This window comes from Moraxella sp. DOX410 (assembly GCF_032248735.1).
Taxonomy (GTDB): domain Bacteria; phylum Pseudomonadota; class Gammaproteobacteria; order Pseudomonadales; family Moraxellaceae; genus Faucicola; species Faucicola tetraodonis.
Map to the genome: position 1 here is coordinate 575,470 of NZ_CP135138.1, position 18,609 is coordinate 594,078.

At 43.7% G+C, this 18,609-nt stretch carries 19 protein-coding genes; 12 read left to right on the plus strand and 7 right to left on the minus strand.

The window, feature by feature from the left end:
* The first annotated feature begins 60 nt into the window (after positions 1-60).
* From gspE to RNZ41_RS02660, 3 genes are read left to right on the plus strand one after another with little or no spacing between them, the layout of a single operon-like run.
* The gene (gene gspE / locus RNZ41_RS02650) at positions 61-1,566 is read left to right on the plus strand and encodes a type II secretion system ATPase GspE (protein WP_314027509.1); all 1,506 of its coding nucleotides are present in this window, start codon (positions 61-63) and stop codon (positions 1,564-1,566) included.
* Positions 1,567-1,611: 45 nt separating this feature from the next.
* The gene (locus RNZ41_RS02655) at positions 1,612-1,878 is read left to right on the plus strand and encodes a BrnT family toxin (RefSeq protein ID WP_076776833.1); all 267 of its coding nucleotides are present in this window, start codon (positions 1,612-1,614) and stop codon (positions 1,876-1,878) included.
* Positions 1,868-2,068 carry a hypothetical protein gene (locus tag RNZ41_RS02660; RefSeq protein WP_100270391.1) on the plus strand — a complete coding sequence of 67 codons (201 nt, stop codon included), beginning with the start codon at positions 1,868-1,870 and terminating at the stop codon, positions 2,066-2,068. The genes RNZ41_RS02655 and RNZ41_RS02660 overlap by 11 nt, the downstream gene beginning before the upstream one ends.
* A 10-nt stretch (positions 2,069-2,078) precedes the next feature.
* On the opposite strand, the gene RNZ41_RS02665 is transcribed toward RNZ41_RS02660, so the two are convergent.
* From RNZ41_RS02665 to RNZ41_RS02675, 3 genes are all read right to left on the minus strand, one after another.
* Positions 2,079-2,393: a hypothetical protein gene (locus RNZ41_RS02665; RefSeq protein WP_219333418.1), complete on the minus strand. Its 315-nt coding sequence runs from the start codon at positions 2,391-2,393 to the stop codon at positions 2,079-2,081.
* Positions 2,394-2,397: 4 nt separating this feature from the next.
* On the minus strand, positions 2,398-3,864 hold the full coding sequence (gene miaB, locus RNZ41_RS02670) for a tRNA (N6-isopentenyl adenosine(37)-C2)-methylthiotransferase MiaB (RefSeq protein WP_312115554.1): 1,467 nt from the start codon (positions 3,862-3,864) through the stop codon (positions 2,398-2,400).
* Positions 3,865-3,937: 73 nt separating this feature from the next.
* On the minus strand, positions 3,938-4,699 hold the full coding sequence (locus RNZ41_RS02675; RefSeq protein ID WP_314027510.1) for a class I SAM-dependent methyltransferase: 762 nt from the start codon (positions 4,697-4,699) through the stop codon (positions 3,938-3,940).
* A gap of 265 nt (positions 4,700-4,964) precedes the next feature.
* Between RNZ41_RS02675 and RNZ41_RS02680 the strand changes: the two genes are divergently transcribed.
* From RNZ41_RS02680 to RNZ41_RS02695, 4 genes are all read left to right on the plus strand, one after another.
* Complete coding sequence (locus RNZ41_RS02680; RefSeq protein ID WP_314027511.1) at positions 4,965-6,950, plus strand: lytic transglycosylase domain-containing protein; 1,986 nt, start codon at positions 4,965-4,967, stop codon at positions 6,948-6,950.
* Between the two features lie 302 nt (positions 6,951-7,252).
* The gene (locus RNZ41_RS02685; RefSeq protein WP_314027512.1) at positions 7,253-8,044 is read left to right on the plus strand and encodes a T2 family ribonuclease; all 792 of its coding nucleotides are present in this window, start codon (positions 7,253-7,255) and stop codon (positions 8,042-8,044) included.
* A gap of 227 nt (positions 8,045-8,271) precedes the next feature.
* Positions 8,272-9,258, plus strand: coding sequence for a malate dehydrogenase (locus tag RNZ41_RS02690; protein ID WP_314027513.1), 987 nt, complete (start codon positions 8,272-8,274; stop codon positions 9,256-9,258).
* Positions 9,259-9,494: 236 nt separating this feature from the next.
* Positions 9,495-9,758 carry a DUF2789 family protein gene (locus RNZ41_RS02695; RefSeq protein ID WP_099808403.1) on the plus strand — a complete coding sequence of 88 codons (264 nt, stop codon included), beginning with the start codon at positions 9,495-9,497 and terminating at the stop codon, positions 9,756-9,758.
* A 91-nt stretch (positions 9,759-9,849) separates the two neighbouring features.
* Here the strand turns inward: RNZ41_RS02695 and htpX are convergent, their stop codons facing one another.
* From htpX to RNZ41_RS02715, 4 genes are all read right to left on the minus strand, one after another.
* Positions 9,850-10,740 carry a protease HtpX gene (gene htpX, locus RNZ41_RS02700; protein WP_314027514.1) on the minus strand — a complete coding sequence of 297 codons (891 nt, stop codon included), beginning with the start codon at positions 10,738-10,740 and terminating at the stop codon, positions 9,850-9,852.
* 170 nt (positions 10,741-10,910) lie between these two features.
* Positions 10,911-11,675, minus strand: coding sequence for a lytic transglycosylase domain-containing protein (locus RNZ41_RS02705; protein WP_050324724.1), 765 nt, complete (start codon positions 11,673-11,675; stop codon positions 10,911-10,913).
* A gap of 765 nt (positions 11,676-12,440) precedes the next feature.
* A complete protein-coding gene (hflX, locus tag RNZ41_RS02710) occupies positions 12,441-13,811 on the minus strand; it encodes a ribosome rescue GTPase HflX (RefSeq protein ID WP_314027515.1) in 1,371 nt (456 codons plus the stop codon).
* Between the two features lie 182 nt (positions 13,812-13,993).
* Positions 13,994-14,200, minus strand: coding sequence for a hypothetical protein (locus RNZ41_RS02715; RefSeq protein ID WP_138018593.1), 207 nt, complete (start codon positions 14,198-14,200; stop codon positions 13,994-13,996).
* A 23-nt stretch (positions 14,201-14,223) separates the two neighbouring features.
* Here RNZ41_RS02715 and RNZ41_RS02720 point away from each other — a divergent pair, with 23 nt between their 5' ends.
* From RNZ41_RS02720 to RNZ41_RS02740, 5 genes are all read left to right on the plus strand, one after another.
* Complete coding sequence (locus tag RNZ41_RS02720; RefSeq protein ID WP_314027516.1) at positions 14,224-15,219, plus strand: GNAT family N-acetyltransferase; 996 nt, start codon at positions 14,224-14,226, stop codon at positions 15,217-15,219.
* A gap of 188 nt (positions 15,220-15,407) precedes the next feature.
* The gene (locus tag RNZ41_RS02725; protein ID WP_314027517.1) at positions 15,408-16,286 is read left to right on the plus strand and encodes a lysophospholipid acyltransferase family protein; all 879 of its coding nucleotides are present in this window, start codon (positions 15,408-15,410) and stop codon (positions 16,284-16,286) included.
* A gap of 450 nt (positions 16,287-16,736) precedes the next feature.
* Positions 16,737-17,099 (plus strand): roadblock/LC7 domain-containing protein, encoded by a 363-nt coding sequence (locus RNZ41_RS02730; protein ID WP_007117205.1) that lies wholly within the window; start codon positions 16,737-16,739, stop codon positions 17,097-17,099.
* An 88-nt stretch (positions 17,100-17,187) separates the two neighbouring features.
* Positions 17,188-17,682, plus strand: coding sequence for a PAS domain-containing protein (locus RNZ41_RS02735; protein ID WP_050324728.1), 495 nt, complete (start codon positions 17,188-17,190; stop codon positions 17,680-17,682).
* Positions 17,682-18,428 (plus strand): phosphate/phosphite/phosphonate ABC transporter substrate-binding protein, encoded by a 747-nt coding sequence (locus RNZ41_RS02740; RefSeq protein ID WP_314027518.1) that lies wholly within the window; start codon positions 17,682-17,684, stop codon positions 18,426-18,428. Before RNZ41_RS02735 ends, RNZ41_RS02740 begins: the two co-directional genes overlap by 1 nt.
* Positions 18,429-18,609 lie beyond the last annotated feature (181 nt).

Consider the following 18,609-nt stretch of genomic DNA (forward strand, 5'->3'; position numbering starts at 1 on the left):
CTTGTTGATAAGCTACAATGGAACGCATCTTTTCTTGGCTTATTTCATTTGATAATCCCTATGCTAAATCCGATTGCCTTGCCGTATAGTTTTGCCAAACGTCATCAACTGCTGTTGCAATACTCGCAAGATTTGACTGCCCCGCCGACGTTGTTGATGACGGCGGATACCCCTATGGAAGCCATCAACGAAGCCAACCGTTTTGCCAGTCAAGCAGGGGTACCGCTGCCATTGAATTTTGCCATGGCGCAAAGTGACGATTTTGAAAGGCAGTTAGCCGCTGTCTATGCAGGCAATACAGGGGAATCTCAGCATATTGCCGCTGGGCTTGAAGACCATCCCGATTTGATGAGTCTGGCTGACAGTGTCCCTGAGACGGAAGACTTGATGGACCAAGAAGATGACGCGCCCATCATTCGCCTAATCAACGCGCTACTGTCCGAAGCTATCCGCCTAAACGCCTCAGATATTCACATCGAAACCTTTGAAAAACGCCTATCGGTACGCTTTCGGGTGGATGGGGTGCTTAAAGAAATCGTCAGTCCAAAACGGGAACTGTCACCACTACTGGTGTCGCGTATTAAAGTGATGGCAAAACTCGATATCGCTGAAAAACGGGTACCGCAAGATGGACGCATCTCATTACGTCTGGCTGGGCGAGAAGTGGATGTGCGGGTGTCGACCTTGCCATCAAATTTTGGTGAGCGTGTAGTGATGCGGCTTTTGGATAAACAAGCGGGTCGGTTAAATATGACCTATTTGGGTTTGTCAGACAGTGATTATAGCGAGCTTAAACGCTTAATTCATCGCCCGCATGGCATAATTCTTGTCACAGGTCCGACAGGTTCGGGCAAAACCACGACGCTGTACGCGGCTTTAACGGATTTGAACGATAACACCCGTAATATTTTGACCGCTGAAGACCCAATTGAATTTCAGCTAGATGGTATTGGGCAAACCCAAGTCAATAATAAAGTGGATATGACCTTTGCCCGTAGTTTGCGAGCCATGCTACGCCAAGACCCTGATGTGGTGATGGTGGGGGAGATTCGCGATTTAGAGACCGCAGAAATTGCGGTGCAAGCGTCACTCACAGGTCACTTGGTACTCTCGACCCTGCATACCAATACGGCGATTGGTGCGGTGACGCGGCTACAAGATATGGGGGTTGAGCCGTTTTTGCTGTCATCGAGCCTCATTGGCGTGGTGGCACAGCGACTAGTGCGCACCTTGTGTCCGCATTGTCATACATGGACAGCCGCCGATGGCTATCAAACGCAGATTTTTACTGAAATAGGTGAAGTCGGGGAGATTAAACTGCCAAAACCCGTGGGCTGCGAGAAATGCAATCACTCAGGATTTCGGGGACGTACTGCGATTTATGAAGTAGTGCCTGTCGATGACAAATTGCGACAACTGATTCATAGTCAAACAGCCGAATTTGAGTTAGAAGCGTATGCCCGCAGCAAAACACCGTCAATTCGTGCCGATGGACTCAAAAAAGTGTTGGCAGGGAAAACTACATTGGAAGAAGTATTACGTGTCACTAAAGAAAAAGAGATGTGATATATTTTTCTAGTGTTAATGAAAAAATGAATATAGGTCGCTAAATTGATACAAATAACTTTTGACCAAAATAAAGCTGAAAGTAATAAAATCAAACATGGTGTAAGTTTTGATGAAGCAAAAATTGCATTACTTGACCCGAATGCGCTAGTACGTGAAGATTTTGACCACGATGAACCAAGATTTGTATTATTAGGCATGGCAAATCGCTTGTTAGTTGTTGTCTATTGTTATGTGGATAATGATGATATGATTCGGTTAATATCTGCACGAAAAGCAACCAAAAACGAGGAAAAACAATATGCAAACTGAATACGATTTCTCAAATGCTCAAAGAGCGACACAAATTTCCCATCTTAATCGGTTGCGAGAACAACAGCATTTGCTGGATAAAGATGTGAGTGATTGGCTTGTAACCCAAGATGATGATACTAAAAAACATATCAGTGAAATGATTCGCCAAGTAATGGCAATTAAAATTCACACACAATCTACTGTTTAAATTATGTGTTTTAGTCACTGATGCAATGAATAACTTGCATTTTTTCAATTGACAAACGGATAAAGTTTTCGATTTTCTGACAGTGAGTGATAGATTGCTTATGGTTATTTTTCGCAAAATAGTCTGCCAAATTATTTAATTCAACGACCAGTGATTTAGCAACATTCGGATAAATCACTGGGTCATTATAGAAGTTATCTAGTAGCCAAGTAAGCGTTGAAAAGTTAGTGTTACCTTCGGCTAAACGTAAAATACGTTCGTCCTCATGCGAAATTTGACAATTAATTTTCTCATTGTCACAATCAAACCACATGTCAAATGCCATTATCTTAACCTAAAACCTCCACCAACTCACCTTCCACCAAATGCGGACTCATGGCTCGCGTGACTTTTACCATCACCAGTTTACCAATCAACGTGTCATCGCCTTTGAACAATACCGTTCGCGTATTATCTGCCGTTCCCATCAAAAATTCAGGATTGCGGTCGCCATGTTGCTCCACCAGCACACGCACGGTTTGACCCACCATGCCTTGGGTTTTTGCCCAAGTCGAATCGACAATCACCTTTTGAAACTCAGCCAAACGGGCTTTTTTGGTTGCTATATCGATATTGTCGGGCAAGTCTGACGCAGGCGTACCTGGACGCTTGGAGTAAATAAAGCTATACGAATGGTCAAAATCCAAATCTTTGGCAAGATTGAGCGTATCTTGGAAATCTTGGTCGGTTTCATTGGGAAACCCGATAATAAAATCGCTTGATAAATACATATCAGGGCGCACCGCGCGCAGTTTGCGGATTTGCTCAATGTAGATATCAATGGTGTGGTTACGCTTCATGGCAGCTAGGATAGCGTTGGAGCCACTTTGCACGGGTAGGTGCAGGTGGGATACCAGTTTTGGTATTTTGGCATACGCTTCAATGATATCATCGCTAAATTCCAGTGGATGGCTGGTGGTATAGCGAATACGCTCAATGCCGTCAACGTGCGCCACATAATGCAATAACTCACTAAAACGGCAAATTGTGCCATCGTGTTTTTCACCGCGGTAGCCATTGACGTTTTGCCCCAATAGCGTTACTTCACGTACCCCTTGGCTAGCAAGGCTGTCAATCTCGGCAAGTACATCATCGAGTGGGCGCGAGATTTCTTCGCCTCGGGTGTAAGGCACCACGCAAAATGAGCAGTATTTTGAGCAGCCTTCCATGATGGATACAAACGCCTTAAACCCTTCCACTTTGGACTCGGGTAAAAAGTCAAATTTTTCGATACTTGGGAAAGACACATCGACGACGCCGATACGGTTTTTGGGTTTGACATCCAGCTGTTTGGTGGATTGGTCATACAGTTCTGGCAGGCGATGCAGGGTTTGCGGTCCAAACACCATATCGACATGCGGGGCACGGCTTTGGATTTTATCACCTTCTTGTGACGCCACGCAGCCACCCACACCGATGACCAAATTCGGGTTTTTCTCTTTAAGCTTTTTCCAGCGTCCGAGTTCAGAAAATACTTTTTCTTGCGCTTTTTCACGAATCGAGCAGGTATTCATGAGCAGCACATCGGCTTCTTCAGGATTGTCCGTTAGCACCATGCCATGGGAGTCGCCTAGCACATCTGCCATTTTTTCAGAGTCATACACATTCATCTGACAGCCTTGGGTCTCGATAAACACGCGTTTGACACGAGTATCCGCTGGTAGCATGGTGGGTTCAACACTCGCCGCTAGCGTTGGCGTTACCAAATTTTGAGTTTTGGAAATCTGTGCTTTTGGGTCAAAAGTAGTAACTGTCATGACTACACCTAAATGTTTCGCCTAAAATAAACCCTCAATTATAACAGATTTTTTTGGCAAGATGCGGTAGTGATTATTTTGACAGCACTAAATAAATGACATCGGTGCTAAAATTGCCAGCCTCATCTATCTCAAAATATTGTCTAACAGGCGCGGCACAATTTTTTTGTAAGCCTCGTATCACTTGTATGCTGGTATCAGGGGTATGCATACGGGCGACCCAACTGTCAAAATTTAACGTCAGTTTTTGCATCTCGACAGTCGTCACGCTAAAGCCGGTGATTTCTGCAAAATACAACCACTCGGCAAGACTATAATCTTTGACATGACTGGGATCGCGGATGGTTTCAATGGTCTGTAAAAAATTATTGAGCACGGGGTTGCTATTGCCCAACACATCGACAATCACCACTTTGCCACCGTCAGCTAGGGCGCGATGCATCTCAAATAGCGCTTGTGGTACATTTTGCCAATGGTGCGCAGAATAGCGCGTGATAATGGCATCAAATTGCTGGTCGGCAAAGGGTAATTTTTCTGCTGTACCGATTTGTGTGGTGATATTGGTTAAGCCGCGTGCTTTGGCTTGGCTGGCGACAACTTCGGTCATCGTAGGGGTAATGTCATAAGCAATCACTGATGTGGCAACAGGAGCCACCTGATAACTGACGTGCCCACCGCCACAGCCCAAATCCAATATATGCGCAAGCTTGTGCGTCTCAATCAACTGCTTTATTTTGTCGAACTCAGCGCCTTGCGCATGGACAGCGCTATTGAGGTAGTTGTGGGATTTGTCTTGGTATTGTTGAATATTTAGGGCGTGTTGGGTATGGGTCATGGCTTATCGCATTTAGTTAGCTAATAATAAGCTTATCATAAGCCAAATAATATATAATTTATAGTTAATTAAGTTTAAAATTGGAAAACTATTGGTTATATAAAATACGCTGCAACATTTTTATACAATTAGTTGAGATTTGGGTAAATTTTTTTTAGTCGACAATCGTTATAATCGCTTCAGCAAGGTTAACCAATTTTTACATTACTTTTGTCATTTTTTGCCTATTTATCTTATTTCTTATTAAAGGTCTTACCAATATATTATGAAAAATCTCAAGCTTTCGATGATTTCATGCGGTGTGATTGCTGTTTTTGCAGAGTCTGCTTGTGCAAGTAGCTATTCTGTAGGGACGCCTAGCACGGCGGATAGTTATTTTAACCAAGCCGAACGTGAAGCTAGCCGTGGCAACTTATCGCAAATGGGCAACTATCAGCAAATGATGGCGGGTGGCAGTCTAGCCATGTATCCAGAATATTGGCAGCTTAATAAAGACTTAGACGCCGAGCCTGCATCAGCGATTGTGAGTTTTGCCAACCGTTATCCACAAACAGCGATGGCAGAAAAATTGGCAGCGGATTATGCGGAAACCAAAGCGCGGATGGGTGATTATGATGCGGTTAGACAAGTGGCGAGCTATGTAACCAATCCTGATGCCAGTGAAGCTTGTGCCATTGCGTTAGGCTTCAATCATGGTGGCGATAGCATGCGCGCTTATACCGAAAAAGGTAATGTTTGGCTCAACACGGATAAAAAACTGCCGCAGCTTTGCCAACAGTTGGCGACAGAGCTCAATGGCAATCGCATGGTTAGCAATGATGACCGTGAGCAGCGACTGTACCGTATGCTACGCACGGGCAACAATGGTGACATCGTGCAGCTTGCCAGCCGATTGGGCGTGCAGATGAGCTACAATCAGCTCATGAGCATCAGTAGCAGTCCCAATGCGTTTTTCTCACAAATCGGAAGTATGCCAGCGACCGCCAGCAATCGGTATTTATATTTATATGGCTTAGGGCAACTTGCCAAAAAATCTGTCAGTGAAGCGGCGATGCAGCTCAACTATGATGTGGGGCGAAACCCGCAGTTTTTTGATGCCAAAACTCGTCAATATGCCTACCGTACCTTGGGTGTGGCAAGGATGGGCGTCAATACCGATCAAGGGTTTAGTAGTGACGCGGTTGATTGGATGCAAAAAAGTCTGGGCGTACCATTTAATAATGAAGAAGCCGAAAACTATGCCCAAGCAGCGATACGCTATAGCCGATGGTCAGATTTGGCACAAGCCATTGGCGCAATGGACTATAAAAATCAGCAGCAACCGATATGGCAATATTGGCTTGCCAAAGCCTACAAATTGGGCGGCACTAACCAGCAGCGTCAACAAGCCAATCAGCTATTTAGTCAATTGGCGCAAACCAATGACTATTATGGACTGCTCTCCAAAGACCAACTGGGGCAGCGTTTTGACCGCTTACCGACCAATCCACCGGTGAGTAATAGTGATTACTCACGCCTCGCAAACGATAGTTTCTTTAATCGCGCATTTACCCTCTATAAACTTGCCGCCAATCCCAGCTATACCAACCGTGAATGGAACTGGGCGGTAAAAAAAGCACGAGACCGTGGTGATGAGACGATGATTTTGGCAGCGGCGCAAACCGCATCGGACATGGGATGGTATGACCGTGCTATCTACGCGTTGGAGTCTACCAAAACGATTCCAAATTCGGCACTGGCATTCCCAATGCCCCATCAGTCTAGTGTCGTGCAATACAGCCGCCAAGCGGGAATCGATCCTGCCTGGGCGTATGGCATCATGCGTCAAGAAAGCCGTTTTAATATCGGCGCGCGTTCGGGTGTTGGGGCGGGGGGGTTGATGCAAATCATGCCAGACACCGCGCGCTATATCGCACGTAAATTGGGCGAACCGTATGAACCATCTCGCGTCGCAGGGGGTGATACCAATATCCGCTATGGTACGTATTATATGGGCGATATTTTAAATAAATTGGGCGGTCAACCTGTATTAGCCACCGCGGGCTACAATGCAGGGCCAGGTAAGGCCAAAACTTGGCAACCTGAGAACGGTAGCCTAGCGGCCGATCAGTATGTTGAGACCATTCCTTATTCAGAAACGCGCAATTATGTCAAAGCCGTGATGGAAAATGCGACCAATTATGATGTGCTGCTTGGCGGCAGCAACCAACCGATTACTCAGCGTATGGGTACTATTGCTGCTAAATATTAAATTAATCTGAATTAAATAAACCTGCTAAATCCGCTAAAACAACAGCTAATTGATTGATAATAGTCAATAAATTACTGTTGTTTTTTAGTATATACAGGGTTTACAAATTCTGACCTAATCAGTATGATTTCAAAAAATTGACATGACTCATCAAGGTTAGTTGCAATGGGAAAAAATTAAGTTTTTTCAAGCAAAAAATTGATAGGTCAACAACCCCTGCTGTCACTTCTATTTTAAAAGCTCACTGTAAACGTTAAAACAACCTGCTTGTTTTTAATCACCAACTATTTGGTTTAATTGTTATGCTGTCATCTTGTCTAAAAACGTTACTCGATTTTACCAACTTGCACGCGGCATCACACGCCGTGAAATGGGCATTGTTACAGTTTCCATTACAGTTTAAAGATGATAAGGCGGCGGCAAATTTAGCTAGTTTAGTTATCAACTCAAGTCATCAAAAAAGGGCAAAGTTTAGCGGCTATTTGTCACTTGGCTACTTACTACTTGGCTGCTTGGCGGTGATGGGTACTATAGCAACCCCAGCTGCCCATGCCGACAGTGTTTTAGGGGTGGAATTATCCCCTGCTGTCTGCAAGCTCAACCCATACATGGGTAATCTTCGCCAATGTATCGAAGGCAATCCGATGACGGTGAATTTTTATCGGGTGGCGAACCAGTCTTGTAGTAATAGCCGCTACAGCATGTCGCCACTGCAAGAAAAGATCACCTCAAAAGTCATTCCAGACGGTAATATTCGCAAAAATATTTGGCAGCAGTATGGTCGCTGCAGTGGTCTAAGTACCCCTAATTATTTTCGCACCATTACCTCACTTGCCAGTCAATTAAAACTTCCAAAAGAACTCAGTAGCGGTCGCAGTTATCGATTCACGTCCAGTGGCTTGAGCCACCAATTATTATCTTTAAACCCTGGCATGAAGCCAAACTCGTTTAATTTTTTCTGTCAAAAAAATAGTGCAGGTCAATCTGTATTGACCTATATTAACGTGTGCTATGACAATAACGGACGGTTTGCCCAATGTGCCACCCGCTCTTACGCCTGTCCTAGTCAATTTTTGATTGATGGTAATTATTGAGGGATGGCGGTATCAATTTTTGCCTAGTTTTAAGCGTTTTTTATTTTGTTCTTTGCCTTACTTTAACCCATAATTGTCAAGCTCACCCGACAATTGACCCCATAAATTTATGGTCTTTGATGGTGACAAGTGATAAACTAGGCAAGCTTTTTTAGACAACTTTTTCTGCTTTTTTCACTGCCTTGCTTTTGCAAAGGATCTTGTACTTATCATAATAGGAGCTTTCAATGAAACAGCCTGTTCGTGTTGCGGTGACTGGTGCTGCTGGTCAAATCAGTTATTCATTATTATTTCGTATCGCATCGGGTGATATGTTAGGTAAAGACCAACCTGTCATTTTACAATTATTAGAAATCACACCAGCCTTAGAAGCTTTAAAAGGTATGGTAATGGAACTTGAAGATTGTGCATTCCCATTGCTAGCGGGCGTCGTACAAACTGACGACGCTAACGTTGCGTTCAAAGATGCGGACTATGCCCTACTGGTAGGTGCCCGTCCTCGTGGCCCAGGCATGGAGCGTAAAGATTTGCTCGAAGCCAACGCCGCCATCTTCTCTGCACAAGGTAAAGCCTTGAACGACAACGCTAGCCGTAATGTCAAAGTATTGGTTGTGGGTAACCCAGCCAACACCAACGCCTTAATCGCACAGCGCAATGCCCCAGACCTAGACCCACGTAACTTTACAGCGATGACACGTCTTGACCACAACCGTGGTATGGCGCAATTGGCTGAAGAAACTGAAACTACTGTGAATGACATCAAAAAAATGATCATTTGGGGTAACCACTCTTCAACCCAGTACCCAGATTTGACTTTCACTACGGTAAAAGCTCAACCTGCCCTAGAGCAAGTACAACGTGACTGGTACGAAGGTACTTATATCCCTAACGTACAACAACGTGGTGCTGCCATCATTAAAGCACGTGGTGCCTCATCAGCGGCATCTGCGGCAAACGCTGCCATTGCGCACATTCGTTCATGGGCACTAGGCACCGACGAGAATGATTGGGTATCTATGGGTGTTTACTCAAACGGTGAATATGGCATCCAAAAAGGTCTTATCTATTCATTCCCATGTACTTGCCAAAATGGCGACTGGAAAATTGTTGAAGGGCTAGACGTTTCATCGGCTTTCTCACAAGAAAAAATGAAAGCCACTGAAACTGAATTGGCTGAAGAGCGTGATGCAGTAAGCCATTTATTACCTAACTAATTAGGTTACAATCTTTTAACTTCACAAAAAAACCAGTCTCATTAGGCTGGTTTTTTTACATGAAATAACCACACTATACAATCAAATCACATTTTTTTTACTCAATTTTGGCTACAATGGTCTAACGGTAAGAATAACCCATGGCACTTTTTTGATAATTTTGAATAAAATGAGTGCTAAACAATAATGACATTACAATAACCATTGATACTTTTTAGAGTACTAGGAGAACCACAATGATGATAGATGGCGAAAGAAACATTAATATGTTGTTTGAGCAAATGGGCATGGACAGCGATGATGCATCCATTGAAGCTTTTATCCAAAATAACCAACTGCCACAGTCAGTAAAGCTTAGTGATGCGACCGTTTGGACTGATAACCAACGCAAATTTTTAAAAGAAGAATATCATGCAGATGCAGGTTGGATTGAAATTATCGATGAATTAAATACCCGTCTGCATAAAGATGCCATGGATGCGGCGAATCTAACCAAATAATTGACTTAGTCAGTTAATTTTTTGATACAAGATCAGCACTAAAAAACCCAATCAAACGATTGGGTTTTTTAGTGCTCAAATACTCAAATGTTTAGTTAGCCAATTTTTGTAAATGGGTAATACGGTCATCAAGGGAGGGATGGCTGGCAAATAACTGGGCAAAACTAAACCCTCCTTTACCTTCATTAATCGCAAAGGCTTTCATGCCTTGTGGCATATAGTCAGGATGCTGGCTGGCAGGTTTTAACGCTTCTAAGGCAGCAATCATGTTGTATTTACCTGCCAAACGCGCGCCTGCTTCATCCGCACGGTATTCACGGTAACGAGAGAACCACATGACCACCGCTTGTGCAGCAATACCAAACACAATATCTAATACCATACTGGTAATGTAATAGCCCATGCCAGGTGAATTGCTCTCGTTTTTAAAGACCGCCTGATCTACAAATAAACCCACAATACGCGCAAAGAACATCACAAAGCTGTTAACCACACCTTGAACAAGCGCTAAGGTCACCATATCACCATTGGCAACGTGACCAATTTCATGGGCAAGTACCGCTTCGACTTCTTCTTGGTTCATCGATTGTAGTAGCCCAGTCGATACCGCAACCAAAGCTTTGTTTTTATTCCAACCTGTCGCAAAGGCATTGGGTGATGGATTATCAAAGATACCCACTTCTGGCATATCAATATTGACGTTTTGCGCCAAACGGCGAACCGTTTCGACCAGCCAAACTTCCAACTGGGTAGCAGGCTGTTCAATAACTTGCGTACCTGTAGAGCGTTTGGCGAGCCATTTTGACATCAACAGCGATACAAAAGACCCTATCATACCGTAGATGAAACACATCACCAGCAGGCTAGTGGTGCCTGTGCCACCCAAATTGAACCCTAGCATTGGCGCGATGACGTTCATGACGATACCAAACACCACCATCACCGCTAGGTTAGTTAAAAGAAATAAGCCAATTCGTAACATGACGGTTTCCTAAAGACAATCAAACGATTAAATATACTTATCAACAATAAGTTGACTATGATATTTAATATAATAGCGTTTAATGCAACAAATTAAAGGGAAAAGTGGCATAAATTTGTAACATAAAAAAAGCCAGTATTAAACTGGCTTTGCGGTGATAGACACGCTTGCTAGCGGACGATAGTATAAGAGTTAGCGGAATTGTAGCTAACATTTTGAAAGCCATTGCTGCTAGTACTAGAGCGCAGATTGGGGTCATTGCGATATAAGTTGTTGTAGCGGCTTAATACACGTTGTACGTAGTCACGGGTTTCACGAAATGGGGGAATACCGCCGTATTTACTGACATTGCCTTCACCGGCATTATAGCTCGCTATCACATGCTGAACATTACCAAAACGGTTTTGTAAAAATTTCAAATACTTTGCCGCGCCTTCGATGTTCTCGGCAGGGTTCCAAGCGTTATACACACCAAACCGCCTAGCCGTCGCAGGCATTAATTGCATTAACCCCTGTGCCCCAACAGGTGAGCGCGCGTTGGGATTAAAACCTGATTCAGTATGCATCATCGCTTTCATCAATGCAGGGTCGACACCATGACGCAGCGCAGAAGCCACAATCATACTATCGTAGCTATTTTTGTTGCCACGTGCACTGGCAGCTACTGCAGCTTCATTGGCGCCCCAATTGCTATAACTATGCACATTGGTATCCGCGTAATAAGTCACTTTGACTTTTTTAGTAAAGTTTTGGAAATTATTTCCTGCAGGGCGGTTGTTGCTGACTACATTGGTCAACAGTACCTGACCGTTGCTATCTTTAAACACATACATATTGCCAGCGTTCGCTGCATCCATACTTGCCAAACCACCCAATGACAATAGGGAAGCCGATAGCAAATAGGGTAGGCGAGTTTTCTTTGCAAACAATACCATAAATATACCTATGTAAAATTTTTGACAATACGTCACGGTAAAGCACATGACTATAAAATTTGAAGTTAGCGTAATGCTTTAAACCGACATAAAAAGATAAAATTCGTTATGTTTCAATGACATTTGATAACAATATTATAAAACAATTGGCATGAAATATACCATAAATCTGTCAAAAACTGGTTAAAGTTTACAAAAAATCAGATAAGGGGAAATAAGGGAATAAATTGCCAAAAAACTTGTAGACCTTTTGGGTTGGATACGAAGGATTAGAAAAACAAGGGCTCAAAATTTTTAGCCATAAAAACTATCAAATTTTCAAGCCTTAAATCTTAAAAAAAAAGTAAAATTTTTTGCTTGCACTTTGCAAAAAACTATAACTCTATGATTTATATAAATAAAATAATTGGTTAAAAAATGACCAATTTAGAGATAACCTATAGCGATATGCGGTTTATTGTTGTCAAGTCATAAGTTATCCACATGGTTATCCACATAAATTGGGGAAAATAACCTAAATGTTTGATATTGATAAAAAATAAAATGAAATAACCCCCAAAATAACTGAAAAAAATCTGATAGCGCAACGGGCGACATGACAAAAGAATGACAAATTGACGAATATATTTTTAAGATTTAATCAACTTATGGTCAATAAGCGCAGTTTATCGCGTGGTATGGTCATTTATTCAGCCAAAAAAAACCTGCACCAACTTAAATTTTGATACAGGTCTACTATTGTTATATTGTTAAATGGCTAACAAGTTATGTCTCGTCGGCAGTATCCAATGGTTGCTGCTGTAGCAATTGTTCAAATGGCTCAAGCACTGGCGCAAGCAGTTTGGCTTGTTCTTGCGACAACACTTCCTCAGGTGCGATACCAAATTCACCCAACAACTGCTTAAGCTTGTCCACCGACATCATGGCAGTCAGTTTAGTTTGACCTGTTTCATCGTAGCTGAGGTCTTCAATCACTTCTAACTTATGCAGTTCGTGTTGCAATTGTCCAAAATTGGCGGGTAAGATTAATTCAAACCGCTGTAATTGACCCACCAATAGTTGCTGCACGGCAAGGGTGAGTTGCTCAATTCCTAATTGCTCATGGGCAGAGACATACACCCGATTGGGCTTGGCTTTATCACTATAACCGATATGCGGCGGCTCACCTGTGAGATCAATTTTATTAAACACATTTAGCACAGGCACTTGATTATCAATTTCCGCTAACACAGATTGTACTGCAGCGATTTGCTCATGCATGTCTTCACGGTGACTATCAATGACATGCAGCAACAAATCTGCCTCTAAGGTTTCTTCTAGCGTGGCATGGAAGGCTTCCACTAGCTCATGCGGCAAATGGCGGACAAAACCGACCGTGTCGACAAGTACCACCTTACCCACGCCCGACCATGACACACTCCGTAGCGTCGGGTCAAGCGTCGCAAATAGCTGATTGGCGGCATAGATGTTTTCATGGGTCAGGGTATTAAACAAGGTAGACTTACCCGCATTGGTATAACCGACCAGTGAAATTGTCGGTACTGATGATTTTTGGCGTTTGGCACGACCTTGTGCGCGGGTTTGTTTGACCTTATCAAGCTTGGCTTTGAGCTGCCCGACACGCACCTGTAACAAGCGTCTATCGGTTTCAAGCTGGGTTTCACCTGGGCCGCGCAGACCAATACCGCCTTTTTGGCGCTCCAAGTGCGTCCAGCCGCGTACCAAGCGAGTCGCTAAGTGATTAAGCTGGGCAAGCTCAACTTGCAGTTTACCTTCATACGTTCGAGCACGCTGGGCAAAAATATCCAAGATAAGACCCGTTCTATCAAGCACACGGCACTGCACCAAGCGCTCAATATTGCGCTCCTGCGATGGGGTCAAACTATGGTTAAAAATGACAATATCTGCCTCGTATTGCTTGACAAGTTCCCCGATTTCTTCAGCTTTACCCGTACCCACAAAGTATTTAGCGTCAGGCTTAGACCGCGTACCTGTGACCAAGGCTTGTTTTTGCGCCCCAGCCGAATCCACCAGCAATTCAAATTCTTCCAAATCGTCTGGGTCATTGAGATGGGTAATATTTAAATGGACCAAGATGGCTTTTTCACCACCTTCATAACGCTCAAAATACTCCAATGATTTATCCTTTCGTTGTGAGTGTAGAAATGTGTCTATATCTAAATATATTATCTAAGTCTATTAAGTTAAACATTCGCTTAAATAGTCGATAGCTGCGTTAGAAAAAGCGCTAGACACGATAGAGGGATTATGTATATCAATATAAGGTTTTTTTGCAGAACTTTTAGTCAAATTTACAATTAGTAACTTAAAACGGGGGTAAAGGCGCAGGTTTGGTCATGGTTTTGCCATGAAAACGTCATTGAAAAGACACGGGTGTCACGCATACTGACCTTATACAGACTGGCTGACCACCCAATCAGATGATGGCGGCTTTGTAGCTTTGACAATGAGTCAGTGACAAGCAAAGGCATTTTTCGCTCAGCAGCTAGCCAATGCCATAGCAAAAACCACCATAGGTAACAGTAAGATGACTGATTTTGTAGAAACTAATGTTGTAGAACAAAATAACCGCGCCAAATTATACGAAGATATCGCCACTTATCCTGTTGATAGTCTTTTTAATACCCAGTTTGTTGCGCAGTTGCTGGCACATAATTTTGCTGATATGCCAGTGGTAGAGACCCTAGCCCCGCTGGTCAAGCCAACGATTAGCCGCCCAAGTACCCGCCAACGCCCGTTATTTAAGTCAGTGATTATTAACGTGAGCGAGGATAAGTTTTCGCTACAAACCGAGCAGCATTTGCTCAATGCCCAGCGCCTACGCACTTTGACCTTTACCCAAGCGTTTTCAGTAAGTTTTGCGGGATTTCATCCAAGCTCAGAGCGGCCGCTAGATCGGGATGATTTTGATAATTATTGCACCCATGTGGTGGTGTATGACGAAACCAAGCAAGATAGCTTTGGGCAGCCACTCGCGGTGGCAACCACCCGATTATTGGATAAAAACGGCGCGATAAAAGCTGGGCAGTTTTATAGCGAGCATGAGTTTAGACTGGGTCGCTTGCTCGATGATTACCCGTATAATGTGCTAGAAATCGGTCGCACCTGTGTGCACCCAGATTACCGAGGTATTACCACAATTAATCATTTGTGGGAATCCATCGCGGCAGTCGCCAAAGCTTACAATGTCAATGCGTTTATGGGCTGTGCCTCAGTTCCGATGGAAGAGGGCAATGTGCAAAACTGGTTAGATCATCAGCTTGATAGTACCAAGTTAGATGTCAAAGTGACCCGTAAATTGCCAGAAGACAAATTATCCGCTATCGACTTGGCGCAAGTGGCTGATGTGGACTTGGCAAATCCGCAAAATTTCGCTTTGCCAGCGCTATTGAAAATGTATGTCAAAATGGGCTGTAGTCTTGGCGCAATGGCTTGTTATGACCCTGAGTTTGATTGTGCCGATGTGTTTGTTTGGTTGCCGTTTGAACAGGTCAAACCGCGCTATCAGCACTATTTGCACTAACTTGTTTATTGATAAAGGCAAAGATGCTAATCTTGACCAATATAAACCGGGTTTGGTTACTGTTATTGAGTGATTGATACTTACGGATTGCTATTGGGTTATTGCTAAAACTCAAACAGACCTAGTAAGCCGTGTGCCCAATAATTTGCTATACTACATCCACAATTTTTCACTCACATATTTACCTTATGCAAAAATCTGACTCTAACCTCGCCCCATCTGTGCTGACGATCAGCAGCCTACTAAGCGAAACGGCAAAACAACTGCGACAACCTGCTACCTACAGTAAAAAGAATTTGGCGACCCAGTGGCAACGTAGCAAGCGCGTTGTGAGCTTAATGGCTGCGATTCAAACAGGGGTTGGCTATGCGTGGCAGATTAGCCGCACACCGAATCCCGATAATCAGCAAATCATCCAACAGATTCAAAAATTCTGTAAAAAATCGCTTAAATCGTTAGGCATTGAGGTGATTGCACTTGAGCCAATACCGACACATCACGCGCTATGGGCGAGCAACCATATCTCTTGGCTCGATATCCCTGTGGTGGGTAGTATTGTACCGACCTTCTTTTTGTCCAAAGCCGAAATCGCGCATTGGCCGGTGATTGGTTGGATGGCGACCACCGCCCACACTTTATTTATCCAGCGCGGTTCGGGCGATACCAGCAAAATCAGTGAGCAGATGAGTGAGTTTTTATCACAAGGCTCACCCGTGGTTTTCTTCCCAGAAGCGACCACCACAGACGGTACAGCGATTAAACGTATTTATGGCAACTTGTTGCAGTCTGCGATGGACAGCCAAGTGCTCATTCAACCGATTGTGATTTGCTATGTCAACCAAGATGGCGAACTTGACCAAAACATTCCGTATTATGGCGATATTGGGTTGATAGATAGCGTCAAACGTGTACTCGATAACCGCCCTGCCAAAGCCTATGTGTTGCCGTTACCAGCCATTGACCCTGCGGGTAAAACCCGAAACGAAATTACCGCCATCTTGCAGCAGCGCATGGTGGATGGACTGGCGCGCTTGCATGGGCAAGTGCTTCACCCTAAACAGCCTTAATCGTTACGACTATAATTAAGTAGAAAAGCCAAGCTGCCATCACCTTGGCTTTTTTTTATCATGTGAATATCACAGACGCTCACTAAATTTTTTCAGTCAAATAGCATTGTAATAAAAGGTAAAAATTTCACCAAATCTGTTATTATGTACGTAACAAAACGTTATATGACAATCACTTGCGATTAAATACTCGCTACAGCGGTTAAACCGTTAACCTGCATCAATTACCCATGAGCCACGCTTAATCGAACCGTCACTGGACAACGTTTCTTATCTATTTTTTTGCACGACTATTTTATACGATTATTGTTGCACCGTTATTTTTACACTTTGCCCACCACAATGATGAATGAGTTTAATACCGATTGGATGAGCGCAAGCTTGTGGTTATTTTGCCCCGTAAATTTTTTCACTACCCCTCTAAATTTGTTTACTAAAAAGGTTCTTGATATGCGTACCGATATGTTCCAACAAATCTTAAATGACCTAAACAGCTCTTCAGCAGACGTAGAAGCCTCTGCGCTGATTTCAACCGATGGTTTGATGATTGCGTCAGCCTTGCCAGCGGGCATTGATGAAGACCGTGTCGGTGCGATGTCAGCCGCGCTACTATCGCTCGGTGACCGTGCAGGTCGAGAACTAGCGCGTGGCAGTATCGAGCGCGTCATGGTGCAAGGCGAAAAAGGCTATGTGATTATGTCGGCATCGGGTACAGAAGCGGTATTGACCATTTTGACCAAACCAAATGCCAAATTAGGTCTGGTGTTCTTGGATATGAAGCGTGCGGCTGAAGCCTTATCAAAACTTATCTAAAACTTATAAACATTAAAAAGTTTCCCCTTTTCAGCCAATCACTAATATTAGCAACCGTGACTCAATCAAAAATTTATAAGGAGAGGTAATGAAATCTGTACAATTACCCGATATGGACAAACCGGCGGGCGATGCCACAGCGCATCGTCTGACTTACTCAGATGGCTTAAGTCGTGTCGTTTATACCACCGAAAACGAGCTACCTTACCCAGATGGCAAACTTATCGTTTCACGCGTGGATTTAGATGGCATTATCACCCACGCCAATGACGCCTTCGTGGATATCAGTGGCTATAGCCGTGATGAATTAATTGGCGCGCCGCATCATATTTTGCGACATCCACAAATGCCAAAAGCCGCCTTTAAAGACTTGTGGCAAACAGTCGAAACAGGCAAAAAATGGCATGGCTATGTCAAAAACTTGTGCAAAGATGGCAGCTACTACTGGGTGTATGCGACAGCTGTGCCCAATATCCGCCATGGCGAAACGGTTGGCTATACGTCAGTACGACGCAAACCATCACGCAGCAAAATCGCACAAGCTGAAGCACTGTATCGCAAAATGCTAGAGGAGCAAGCCTAATGACAATTAATTTACTCATTGCGCCTGACTTCGCGCCTGAGCGTTTTGCAGGGTGGCATATGCTCAATACACTGCTACAAAAAAAATCCGGCATTCACATTCACTTACTGACACCCGCGTCTGCGCATGAACAAAACGACTTAATCCAAGCGCAAAACGTGGATATTATCTATGCCAATCCCTTTGACGCAGCGACAATGATTCGGGAGCAGGGTTATCGCGCCGTGGCTCGTCCACTGGGCAAATCTGATGAAATGGTGATTGCTGCAAAAGCCGATAGCGGCATTGTAGCACTTGATGATTTAAAAGTAGGCTGCACCATTGCCATGGCAGATAACCGTGATGTCAAATTGATTGGGCTTCGTCTGCTTGAAGCCGTGGATTTGTTAGAAGCTGACATTACTTGGAAAGTTACCGAGACTTACCAAGCCGCTGCGCGTAATTTGATTAAAGGCGAAGCTGATGCGGCATTCTTTTTATCTGAAGTTTATGATAGTTTGTCACGCTTGACTTTATCGCAGATGCAGGTATTGATTGAAAGTGATTTGAGCGATATCAGCCATGTGTTGCTGGTTAAAGAGAGTTTTGCCGACAGTGAGCCATTTATCGATGCCTTATTAAGCTTAAAAGACACCGCAGAGGGCGAACAAGTATTACAAGAACTGGGGATGAGCGACGGTTTTGAGCCGATGACCCAAGAAGACGGCGAGTTTATGATTGATTTGATGGATACCTTATTGGATTAATCGGTCAAGCTTGTCTTCTTGCCCAACAGCGCAATTCATGTTTAGATGAAGTTGCGCTTTTTTTATGCTGAAGCGTTTTGATTGCCATCGGGTTTAATAGTATAGTAGGGGATAAATGCGGCATTTTTTCACAGCAATAGTCATTAATACCTCACCCTTGTCACATAACTTTTTATATAAT

Coding starts and splice junctions, on each gene's coding strand:
- RNZ41_RS02720 (WP_314027516.1), top strand. CDS start 14,224: ATGACTGATTTTGTAGAAACTAATGTTGTAGAACAAAATAACCGCGCC.
- RNZ41_RS02685 (WP_314027512.1), top strand. CDS start 7,253: ATGCTGTCATCTTGTCTAAAAACGTTACTCGATTTTACCAACTTGCAC.
- miaB (WP_312115554.1), bottom strand. CDS start 3,864: ATGACAGTTACTACTTTTGACCCAAAAGCACAGATTTCCAAAACTCAA.
- RNZ41_RS02740 (WP_314027518.1), top strand. CDS start 17,682: ATGACAATTAATTTACTCATTGCGCCTGACTTCGCGCCTGAGCGTTTT.
- RNZ41_RS02695 (WP_099808403.1), top strand. CDS start 9,495: ATGATGATAGATGGCGAAAGAAACATTAATATGTTGTTTGAGCAAATG.
- RNZ41_RS02730 (WP_007117205.1), top strand. CDS start 16,737: ATGCGTACCGATATGTTCCAACAAATCTTAAATGACCTAAACAGCTCT.
- htpX (WP_314027514.1), bottom strand. CDS start 10,740: ATGTTACGAATTGGCTTATTTCTTTTAACTAACCTAGCGGTGATGGTG.
- gspE (WP_314027509.1), top strand. CDS start 61: ATGCTAAATCCGATTGCCTTGCCGTATAGTTTTGCCAAACGTCATCAA.
- RNZ41_RS02725 (WP_314027517.1), top strand. CDS start 15,408: ATGCAAAAATCTGACTCTAACCTCGCCCCATCTGTGCTGACGATCAGC.
- RNZ41_RS02690 (WP_314027513.1), top strand. CDS start 8,272: ATGAAACAGCCTGTTCGTGTTGCGGTGACTGGTGCTGCTGGTCAAATC.
- RNZ41_RS02705 (WP_050324724.1), bottom strand. CDS start 11,675: ATGGTATTGTTTGCAAAGAAAACTCGCCTACCCTATTTGCTATCGGCT.
- RNZ41_RS02680 (WP_314027511.1), top strand. CDS start 4,965: ATGAAAAATCTCAAGCTTTCGATGATTTCATGCGGTGTGATTGCTGTT.
- RNZ41_RS02735 (WP_050324728.1), top strand. CDS start 17,188: ATGAAATCTGTACAATTACCCGATATGGACAAACCGGCGGGCGATGCC.
- RNZ41_RS02660 (WP_100270391.1), top strand. CDS start 1,868: ATGCAAACTGAATACGATTTCTCAAATGCTCAAAGAGCGACACAAATT.
- RNZ41_RS02665 (WP_219333418.1), bottom strand. CDS start 2,393: ATGGCATTTGACATGTGGTTTGATTGTGACAATGAGAAAATTAATTGT.
- RNZ41_RS02675 (WP_314027510.1), bottom strand. CDS start 4,699: ATGACCCATACCCAACACGCCCTAAATATTCAACAATACCAAGACAAA.